Annotated in this window: 2 protein-coding genes; one reads left to right on the forward strand and one right to left on the reverse strand. The window is 45.9% G+C overall.

What is annotated here, in order from left to right; all coding sequences use genetic code 11:
• On the reverse strand, positions 1-151 hold a 151-nt coding region (locus tag ACYQ8U_RS23300; RefSeq protein WP_459947938.1), incomplete at its 3' end, for a tyrosine-type recombinase/integrase.
• 21 nt (positions 152-172) lie between these two features.
• Here ACYQ8U_RS23300 and ACYQ8U_RS23305 point away from each other — a divergent pair.
• On the forward strand, positions 173-355 hold a 183-nt coding region (locus tag ACYQ8U_RS23305), incomplete at its 3' end, for a hypothetical protein (RefSeq protein ID WP_459947939.1).

A 355-nucleotide genomic window follows, 5' to 3' on the forward strand; every position in this document is an offset into this window, starting at 1 on the left:
TGAAACCAATATCATCCAGTGTCAGTCTGCTGATTTCCTGAGGGCGCAGCCCCATGGTATAGGCTATATGAACCATGGCATAGGCCCGTAACTCAGCTGGTGTTGCCGGTGTCATACTGTCAAAAAGTTGCTGAATTTCATCAGGACGCAAGAAACAGGGTGGTTTTATCTGATGGTATATTCGCGGTACTTTGAACAGTTTTGCAAAATCTCGCTTGAGAACGTGGCGCTCACGGTAGAGATATCTCAGGAAGAGCTTGAAACAATTCCGGTTATATTTCTGGCTTTGCCGGGAATAGGATGCATTGTATTCCTGCTCAAAGGCGTCTATTTGCTCTATGGTCAGAGCAGAAAG

The organism is Desulfocastanea catecholica (assembly GCF_054657295.1).